Origin of the sequence: Vibrio sp. 10N.247.310.24 (genome assembly GCF_041467175.1) — a bacterium.
GTDB classification, from domain to species: Bacteria; Pseudomonadota; Gammaproteobacteria; order Enterobacterales; family Vibrionaceae; genus Vibrio; species Vibrio tasmaniensis_A.
Genome location: NZ_JBFSUD010000028.1, coordinates 51,195 through 59,911 on the forward strand (window position 1 = coordinate 51,195; position 8,717 = coordinate 59,911).

Here is an 8,717-nt window from a genome sequence, read left to right on the forward strand (position 1 = left end):
GTCAACGCGCAAAGCTACTGAAAAAAGCTATGAAGCGTCCTTAAAAGCTCTGTGTTCAATGAACTGAGCCGACAGTGTTACGACTTCCTTAGAGTAGACCAGCGCTGTGTGGTTGAGTTTGAGGGCGTAAGTATCAGTGGCTCCTCTCAGGTTGGCGTCTTCGAGTGTTACTGTGCCATCCCCAGGATTTCTTCCCAATACAATGCGTCCTACGCCAGCGTCGTAGGTGCCAGTAATTACGCCAATCGGCACATCAATATCGTAGTCACCCAAGCCATCGCTTAAAATCATTTTGCTCGAACCAAATATAAATCCAAGCCCATGATTAGACAGTGTTTTGGCGATGGTTGCCCCATTGTGCGGAGTGCCTGCTGTAATAATGCAGGTGTCGGCGAAGTGTGGTTGGTAGAATTTAAAGTAATGACGAATCAGCAAGCCACCCAGTGAGTGACCGAAAAAATAGACCTCATCATACTCATTAAAACGAGCATTCACGAAACGATTGAGACGTTTGGCTGCAGAAGGGAAACGCAGCGAGTTGTAGGCAAACTTGTGCGTTGTAAAGCCGCGTTTTTTGAAGTTTCTATCCAGATATTGCATGATCAACGCAGGCATATATAGACCATGAATTAAAACTATATGTTTGTTTTTATTATTCATTTTTGTCCTCCGTCTGATGGTGTCTCCAGTATATTTAGTCGCAAATCTAAACTCAATAAAACTTGCGGCTAATGGGACACAAAAGACAGAGCCTTCGCTATAGAAAGAATGTGCGTTATAGACAAAGAGTGGGTTACTCTGATCTCACTCCTCCATACACATCAATCGTTAACCCAACTTGTTTGGCATATTAGGCCTGTTACCTTATTGAAGCTTCACTTTTTGCTTCAGGTTCAACCAAAACCTTTATCACGCCTTTTTGTAAAATCAGGTTGTTGGGGTAGGTGATAATGTTACCCGAACTGTGTCGAAGAATAACGTGGAACATGGTGATATCGATGATCACACCGCTGATGTCTTCGTCTTTCTCCGCGACTCTTACTCTGTCGCCAATGCGATAAGGGAAGACAAAAAATATTAGTACGCTGGCTGTGAGGTTACTTAGAATGGACCATTGCGCGAATAAAGCGACACCCAGCACCGCAAATATGGATGATAAGAACAGCGAAATATCACCAAAACCCAAGTTAAGAACAATCGTAAACACAGCGATGAAGAGTAGAAACAGAACAATATTGAAACACTTAATCACGAACTGCTTTCGCTTCAATTCGACACGCTTATTTTCCGCTAATGTTTCTATCCAGTTCTTACCTAAGCGTTTGATCACCCAATACACAGTGATAAGAAGTAAACCTAAAACTACTTGTCTAAGCCACATATTGGATTGCAAAAACTCAACCATTAAATAAACCTCAATTTTTTCAAAATAACGACCTCTGCCGCTACGACCACGAGCAGCCCAATGCAAAATAGTGGAAATGCTATTGGGTTATCTGTTCCGGGTATCCCAGCGATATTGACACCCAGTAAACCGGTGAAAAACCCAGCAGGGAGGAAAATACCTGCAATGATAGAAAATAGGTACGTATTTCTATTCATTTTTTCAGCTTGTTGCTGACTTAGGCTCGCTAAAAATACATTAATTTGTTCGATGTAAAACTCAACAGACTCGTTAATTCTCAGGATGGTATCAAGGCTGTTCTTTATATGACTGTTGTGCTTACTCAATGGTGCAGGTAGGTCACTCATTAAATCTTCAAAAACGTATTTCTGTGGCTTCAAATAACGCCTTAGTCTGAGTAGCCTTGAATGTAGAGCGTTAATGGATCTTATGTCGATATTGGATTTAGATTCTAACTCGTCAATTAATAGTTCGACGGGTGCTAGGAAGGTTGAAATACTGTGGTTGATTCCACGGATCATGCCCAACAACACATCAGGTAATGATGTAGGGCCTTGGTTTTGAATGAGATCAGATATCAGATTACTGACCGCTTTTGAAGGAACTTTACGTGTCGATATTAAAGTGCCTTTGTACCATAAGATGCGTAGGCTAAGCATGTCGTCAGGGTTAGCCCCTTCGTTTAGATTAATGCCTCGCAGAATCATCAAAAAACAGTCGTGGCCAAACTGTTCGAACCGAGGGCGGGTGTCATCGGTGAGTAATGAATCGATGATGGCATTTGGAACCGTATTACTGTGGAGCCATTCTCTCAAACCGTCAGCATCTCTTTGGCAGTGATACCAAGTTGATTGCTCGAATGAGGCTGGGCTGGTGGTGTGTTCATGTGCCACACCCTCAGAAAATTGCCAGCTTGAAATTATGAAAGCGTCCATTCATTTGTCCTTAATGATATGACGTAAACATTGATATTAGGCGCCATTCAGGTGCCGTATTGAACTGAGCTTAATCTTGGTAAGCTCAATGAGCGATGTGAGTGAGATTAAGTCTAATAAGACAGGTTGGTCTTTGGAGCACGACGGACTCTTCCATTATTGTGTCTATTAAATGTAGCTCATTGTTTCGTCGTTATAAATTAGCACTCTGGCTCCATGTTAGCGACGAAAAAAAAAAAGACCGAGGTCTTTTCTTTTTAGGGGAAGTTGAGGAGAGCTTGCTCAGGCAACTTGAGTTTTCCGATGGTTTACATAAGCAAAAGCACTAGCGACAAGAAGCAAAAATATCTTGGTTCTCTCGATATTCTTTAGTTTGTACATCCATTAGACCAAGCAGTGAGTCAAACAGATTGTCTTGGGAGAAGCTCTGTTCTTTGCCTGCCTTTCTCAAGCAGGTTTGGTTTATCCCTTTCTGCTCGGCAAAACCATCAGACATCCACACGATCATAGGCACATGGGTTTGCTCTTTCGGTGCCAATGAATAAGGCATGCCATGTAGGTAGACGCCGTTTTCCCCTAAAGATTCACCATGATCGGAAATGTACATCAGCGCCACGTTGTACTTATCAGTGAGTTTCTCTAGCTTTTGAATAGCCTGTGAGAGAAAGAAATCTGTGTACAAGATGGTGTTGTCGTAGGTGTTAACCACTTGCTCTTTGGTGCAGTTTTCAATATCAGCGCGAGCGCAGTCTGGCGTAAACTTCTTATGTTCGTCGGGGTAACGTTCAAAGTAAGTAGGCCCGTGAGACCCCGAAATATGATAGAAAATGATGCTATCTTGCTTGAGTTCTTGAGTATCTTGTTCGAAGTTCTCTAGCATAGCTGTGTCGTAGCATACGTCGTTATTACAGAATGGATCGCTGTCCTTTGCGACGAGCGTCATCTCTTTGATTCGGTGTGCGACCGTCTTGTCTCCCCCATCATGCTCTCGCCAGATAGAGTGAATGCCCGCGCGGTTCATCATGTCGACCACGTTATCTTGGTTGTAGGCTTTGTCGCGATCGTAGTTGCTGCGATTCATGTTCGAGAACATACATGGCACAGAAACCGCGGTGGCTGTTCCGCACGACTGAACATCAGAGAAAAATATCGGGTTGTAAGGCTTGGTATGAGCGTTGGTTTCTCTCTCATAGCCATGATATTGGTAGTTGTACACGCGTGCGGTTTCACCAAGAACAAACACTAATAATGTTGGTTTGGTTGCCGCTTTGGCTTGTGCTGTTTGCTTCGCATCTAACCCTAACTCTTGATAAGGGATGGGCTGTTTTATGTAGGTGTTATTGATATATTTAACCGTTGATGACACATACTCGGTCGGGATGATCATCTTTTTGATGTGCGAATGATTACGACCAATCGATACGTAATCTTTGTAGAAAAGCCCGGCAATAATGGCAATGACGATCAAGGAAGAGAGCAGCCCAATCGATTTCCAGACAAAGAAATCTTTCCAAGATTCTTTTTCAAGTTTGGTAAACAACAGGATGATCGATGGAATACCGCCCATGGCAAGTAACCATAAGATGGAGTGGGTACTTACATAGCTTGCTGCTTCACCACTATTGGTCTCAAACACATTCTCTATCATCCCGTAGTCGACGAATATGCCGTAATTGAACATGCTGTAGCTGACTAAGGTTGAGGTGATCAGTAATAAGATGAAAAACGGTTTGGAGAATATCGGCCAATTAAAGACTTGGAAGATGAAATTAAAAGCAGCAAGGAAGAAGAGCGGGATGGATATAAGAAACGCGACACTTTCAGACTTTGATGCCTGAACAATACTAAACAGTTCTAGGGAGAGAGGGATGTTGATGATAAGCAGATAATACACAGCCAACACAAAGGGCAGCTTGTTTATCGACATGTTTAAGCGTGGTAGATTCATAGGTATTGTCTTCCTGTGTCACTTATCCCTTTATTTTAGTCTCGCTACCAAGAAAGCTCTAATATCATTGCATAAAGCTCAAATAGAAGGCGCTGAGCGATAAACTGGCTAAAGTGAAATGACGCTAAAGTGTGTAGATACAAAAAATTCACTTTACTGAGAGACCTTCATGACAAGGTGGAACAGCAAAGTGAATTAGTATGTTCAGCTTATTTTATTTGGTTCAATCACATTAGAAGTTGTATGAGCCACCGAAGCTAATGCTGTTGAAGGCAAGCGTGTGGTCACCAGCTGATATCTGAGAGTTCCTAAATTGGACCGTGTCGTCTACGCTTACTGCATCCGCTTGCGAGATTAAGCGTAGCGTTAGGTGTTCGATTGGCGTGTATTCAACACCTACACCAAAGTGGAAACCCGTACCGCTGTCATCAGCGTAACCAGCACTCTTATTTGCGTTTAGGTCAACAGAGCTTAAACCAGCCAATACGAATGGGCGGATTGTGTTGTCGAATGTGTAACCAAGATTTGCTGACAAAGAAACAGACGTCGGAGACAGCTTTTCAGCGCTATTTTTGTAGTTTGCGTAATCTGTGTAGCCAAGTTCAACACCTACGATACGGTTGAATTGGTAGCCGCCGTATAGGTTGTAGCCCATGCCATCTGAATCTAAGCTACCGTGACCGTCTGTGTCAGAATCTTGGTAGACACTAAGTCCACCACCTACATACGCGCCACCATCTGTGCTTGCTGCAAAAGTTGGAAGTGAAACTAAACCGATTAAGCCGAGTGCTAATACTGATTTTTTCATGATAATACCTTGTTTACTCATCCTGTGATGTAAGTCACGGTATCGCTGACGAATGATTTATAAAACCCTCACAAATGAAACCTATTTTTTCATTGATAAAGTGACTATCTGTAGCCCTTGATTTATCAAGAGGTAAGGTCATATTTGTTGGTTATATTCTTTATAAATAAAATTCACATATTGACAAAAGGTTAAATTTGCTAAATAAAACGATGTTTTTTAAGGTTGGAGTGATGTCAGGTTTGTCTAACTAATTGAAAAATAAAGCATAATAAACATTGTGTTTGTTCTATTGTAGTATTTATTTCGGTGTTTGTTGAAAGCAAAGCAGTACGCTGATTCTAATCATGACAAGGAGAGTTGGATGTTAAACCGAGCAAACACAGGTTTGGTGGTTGTGGACTTGGATGAGGCTTTGAGTGGGATGAGATATTGCATGTTTGCATTTTAGGAGGAATAAACGGGGAGATGTTAGCACCAGCCCCGTATTTACAGTCAATATGATGGTATTCTATGCTCAGTCCTTGAGCACCAGCGAAAGTATTGAATGTCAGGTAGAAGCTTCCAAGACCAAACTTTTGGTGTCGTCAGTTGGTTCGTGGACAAATAACGACGAGTTAAGCTTTGCAGTAAACGCGTGCTTCTCGTGGTGTATAAATACCAAAAGTCACGGCTGCTAGTAAACCATTCACGAATGTCTCTTGAACTTCAACTTTGGCAACGTTGTCGATACCGTTACATACTTTAGCTGCATCAATTTGCTTTTTCTGCGCTAGACCGTTGATGAAAAAGTGGTGTGACTTTTCAGTTGTTGGTGCTGTTGCTTCGCTCTCTTGAGGGGCCATTACGAAAGTTTGTTGAGCGCAACCTGTTGCTACTAGCGATAGTGCCGCGATGATCATTAATTTTTTCATGTGTTTCTCCAGAGATAAAATTCAGCTCACGTTAGTAAGGGTGAACGAGTGTTGTTGGTTTTGAAGGGGGATATCTAGCCCCCTTCGGTTGATGTTGAACATTATTCCAGAGATGATTGGTCGTTACTGTATGGGTTTGTCAGTCGAATCGTTACACAGTGGAAAGGCTATAGTGAATACGGCGCCCTTTAAAGTGTTGCTTTGTGCAACTTGCACTGTTGCACCGTGTTGAACACAGATCTTCTTGACGATAGAAAGCCCTAGACCATGGCCACTCTTGGCTTTGTTACGCGCTTTATCTCCAACATAAAAAGGTTCGAATAGGCGAGAACGGTGCTCTTTTGCTACGCCGTCACCGTCGTCATGCACGGCGATTTGTAGCATATCGTGGTGCACGCTTGCTTCTATCGAAATTTGTGAGCGTGCGAATTTCATCGCGTTACGTACTAGGTTATCTAACGCGCGATTGAGCAGCGTATCATCCGCTAATATCAAATGAGGTTGTTCTGGTAGTGATAGATCAATACTAAACTCAGTCTCTTTGTTCCAACGGCTCATTGCGTGATCGAGAAAGTCTCTTATCTCTAATGGCTGTAGTAAGTTATCTAGATCACAACTGTCGAGTTTTGCGTAATATAGTAGCTCATCGACCATTTTTTCCATCTCTTCTGTGTCTTCAACAATGCTCTCGATAGTATCTTGCTGTTCTTTGTTGAGTAGCGTGTCTTTGAGCATTTCAGCCTGCCATTGAATTCTGAATATTGGAGTTCGCAGTTCATGAGCTACCGCATTGGTAAGTGAACGATTACTCTCGATTAAGCTATGGATTCGGTCGGCCATCAGATTAAAGGATTTATTCAGAGTTCCAATTGCACTGCCGCCTGATGTTTCAGCTCGCGAAGAGAGGTCGCCTTCAGAGAAGCGTAATGTGGCATTTTCAAGCTTCTTAACTCTGCGGAAAATAATCAACAGATGACCCAGGCCATATACGATGAAGCTCGCGATAAAGAATACCCAAATGAGGTCATCTTCGAGCTCTATTTTTTGTCGAACGAGCGTGTCGTCGTTGGGCAGGTAATGATAGATGTTTTTACTGTTAGCTAAGCGAAACCATAACTCCCGATAGTCGTCGTGAAAAATAAATACGTTGGGGTTAGCAGTAAAGAACTCAGAAACTGGAGTCGGTACTTCATCATTCGATTTGAATGTGACGAGGGTATAGCGGGAGGTGTCAACAAACTGATTTATGGCTTGATGAGCGGCTTCGAGGCCCTGATTATTCGCTATGTTTTCTAGGAGCTGTTGGTGGGCCGTTGCTTCGTAATCTTGCAATATATATTCATAGTCGGTATTGAGCTGATAGACACAAATTTCGTAGGCGAGAAGACCAACAATAAAGCAAGTTAACAGCCCTAGTAGGGACTCCAAATAGATACGTCGCATAATCGCTCTCTTTCATTGCGCCCGTACTGAGCGCGGTTAATGCCAGGCGGTCGAAACAAATAAGTAACCTTTTCCGCGAATGGTTTGAATTTTCTCTGCTGGTGCTTTGTCGTCACCAAGTATTTTTCGCAAACGTACTACTTTGTTGTCAATCGTCCGGTCGATCCCGTCGTACTCGATCCCACGCAGCGTTTGAGTTAAATAATCACGTGACAGTGGAGTATCAGGGTTGGATGCTAACAGCCAAAGTAGGTCAAATTCACTGTCTGTCAGTGATAAAACTACATCTGAAAGCTCGCACTTTTTATAGGTGTTTTTCAGCGTAAGTTGACCAAACTGAAGGCTACTTGAATCATCAACCAGAGGTGTATTGGTTTCTTGACGGCGTAATAGCGAGCGGACCCTTGCCAGTAGAACTCTTGGTTTGATTGGCTTGGTGACATAGTCATCAGCACCTGTCTCTAAACCTGCAACGTGATCAAAATCATCATCGCTGGCGGTGAGCATTAAAATTTTACCCTTAAAAAGCGTACGAGTCTGTCGGCAAATTGTCAGCCCATCGGTTACAGGAAGCATTAAATCCAACAACACGATATCAGGTTGATCGTCAAGGATGGTTTGCACAGCATCACTGCCATCGTCTAACGCGGTGACCTCAAAGTCTTGTGCTACAAAGTAATCCTTTAGCATTTGCTGAAGTTTTAAATCGTCTTCAACGATGATCATTTTAGGTTTTGTCATTCCGTTATCAGCCTTGTTGTGCGTTTAATTTATTGAAATTACGTGAGTGCGTTTAATTTTGGCAGCTCCTACTGTTGCATATTCATCACAAATGCGTCACGAAGAAATTCCTGATGTGAATGATTAAACACTTTCCATGCTAGTTCAATGTCGATTTGTAATTTTTGCAGGGTTTTTCAGCAGGTTAAAAGTGGTGTTTTAGTCTGTTGGCGAAGAAGGCCGGAAATGAGAGCTCTTAATGTCGAGTTTTTAGTTTAATAACAGAAGAGGCAGCCATGAAGCATCTTTTTAAAGAGGTTTCATGGCTGGTTGGAACTTAATTGGATTTTAAGTCAAAAATTAAGGCCTACGGTTTGAACCTAAGCATGCGTATTTATGAGTTCCGAGTTATGATTTTTGGCAAACAGAACAAAATCGTCTAGTGGCATTGGTTTTGCGAAATAGAAGCCTTGTACTTCGTGACACCCTCGGCGTTTTTCAAGGTAGTTGTCATCATTCGCTTGTTTACTAAGCAGCTTCTCTT

General features: G+C 42.5%; 8 protein-coding genes. All 8 read right to left on the reverse strand.

The features are described from left to right. Positions 1-27 precede the first annotated feature (27 nt). Positions 28-660, reverse strand: a complete 633-nt coding sequence (locus tag AB6E08_RS11005; protein ID WP_009845991.1) for a triacylglycerol lipase — start codon at positions 658-660, stop codon at positions 28-30. 199 nt (positions 661-859) lie between these two features. Beyond that, complete coding sequence (locus tag AB6E08_RS11010) at positions 860-1,405, reverse strand: mechanosensitive ion channel family protein (protein WP_009845990.1); 546 nt, start codon at positions 1,403-1,405, stop codon at positions 860-862. Continuing rightward, positions 1,405-2,340: a CorA family divalent cation transporter gene (locus tag AB6E08_RS11015; protein WP_371694815.1), complete on the reverse strand. Its 936-nt coding sequence runs from the start codon at positions 2,338-2,340 to the stop codon at positions 1,405-1,407. The genes AB6E08_RS11010 and AB6E08_RS11015 overlap by 1 nt, the downstream gene beginning before the upstream one ends. Positions 2,341-2,665: 325 nt before the next feature. Then, positions 2,666-4,288, reverse strand: a complete 1,623-nt coding sequence (locus AB6E08_RS11020) for a phosphoethanolamine transferase (RefSeq protein WP_371708117.1) — start codon at positions 4,286-4,288, stop codon at positions 2,666-2,668. A gap of 232 nt (positions 4,289-4,520) precedes the next feature. Beyond that, positions 4,521-5,096 (reverse strand): porin family protein, encoded by a 576-nt coding sequence (locus tag AB6E08_RS11025; protein ID WP_372064088.1) that lies wholly within the window; start codon positions 5,094-5,096, stop codon positions 4,521-4,523. Between the two features lie 617 nt (positions 5,097-5,713). Beyond that, on the reverse strand, positions 5,714-6,010 hold the full coding sequence (locus tag AB6E08_RS11030) for a Bor family protein (RefSeq protein ID WP_017097222.1): 297 nt from the start codon (positions 6,008-6,010) through the stop codon (positions 5,714-5,716). Between the two features lie 123 nt (positions 6,011-6,133). Then, positions 6,134-7,453, reverse strand: a complete 1,320-nt coding sequence (locus AB6E08_RS11035; RefSeq protein WP_372064090.1) for an ATP-binding protein — start codon at positions 7,451-7,453, stop codon at positions 6,134-6,136. Between the two features lie 36 nt (positions 7,454-7,489). Then, positions 7,490-8,194: a response regulator transcription factor gene (locus tag AB6E08_RS11040; protein ID WP_009845984.1), complete on the reverse strand. Its 705-nt coding sequence runs from the start codon at positions 8,192-8,194 to the stop codon at positions 7,490-7,492. Between the last annotated feature and the right edge of the window lie 523 nt (positions 8,195-8,717).

Coding starts and splice junctions, on each gene's coding strand:
- AB6E08_RS11005 (WP_009845991.1), bottom strand. CDS start 660: ATGAATAATAAAAACAAACATATAGTTTTAATTCATGGTCTATATATG.
- AB6E08_RS11010 (WP_009845990.1), bottom strand. CDS start 1,405: ATGGTTGAGTTTTTGCAATCCAATATGTGGCTTAGACAAGTAGTTTTA.
- AB6E08_RS11015 (WP_371694815.1), bottom strand. CDS start 2,340: ATGGACGCTTTCATAATTTCAAGCTGGCAATTTTCTGAGGGTGTGGCA.
- AB6E08_RS11020 (WP_371708117.1), bottom strand. CDS start 4,288: ATGAATCTACCACGCTTAAACATGTCGATAAACAAGCTGCCCTTTGTG.
- AB6E08_RS11025 (WP_372064088.1), bottom strand. CDS start 5,096: ATGAAAAAATCAGTATTAGCACTCGGCTTAATCGGTTTAGTTTCACTT.
- AB6E08_RS11030 (WP_017097222.1), bottom strand. CDS start 6,010: ATGAAAAAATTAATGATCATCGCGGCACTATCGCTAGTAGCAACAGGT.
- AB6E08_RS11035 (WP_372064090.1), bottom strand. CDS start 7,453: ATGCGACGTATCTATTTGGAGTCCCTACTAGGGCTGTTAACTTGCTTT.
- AB6E08_RS11040 (WP_009845984.1), bottom strand. CDS start 8,194: ATGACAAAACCTAAAATGATCATCGTTGAAGACGATTTAAAACTTCAG.